At 43.1% G+C, this 399-nt stretch carries 1 pseudogene; it reads right to left on the reverse strand.

Annotation, left to right across the window (positions count from 1 at the left end):
* Positions 1–263: pseudogene (locus Q0954_RS34565) on the reverse strand (hypothetical protein); the annotation flags it as partial.
* Positions 264–399: the final 136 nt, after the last annotated feature.

Below are 399 nucleotides of genomic sequence, written 5' to 3' on the forward strand. Positions count from 1 at the left end.
ATGGAACCCAGCAGCTTATCTTTTTGCTTTTGGCTAATGCCATAGCCCGTAAAAGCCCGATCTGCTTTTTCAATCCAACTCAGGTATTTGGCAGGGGTCACCCCTTCGGGTACGGCTACTTCTATGCAGCCTGGTTTAGAGTTGAGGTCTCCACTTGCTCCATCGGTGATGCCAGTAAAATCTTCGGCCTCTTCGTAAGCCATTTGGTAAGCTTCTTCCAATGTTTTTCCGAAGGCGTAGCGTTCAAAATTTGTTGCTCCCATTGCATTTTTATTTAATGGTTAATTATTTAATTATAGCACGAAGTACGACTAATCTTACCCCCTTACCAACCCACTGTGGGCGAGGTAATTATGATGTAATACTATCTGGCAAAAGCGATATTTTAAGGCGTTTTGT

This window comes from uncultured Microscilla sp. (genome assembly GCF_947493425.1).
Taxonomy (GTDB): Bacteria; Bacteroidota; Bacteroidia; order Cytophagales; family Microscillaceae; genus Microscilla.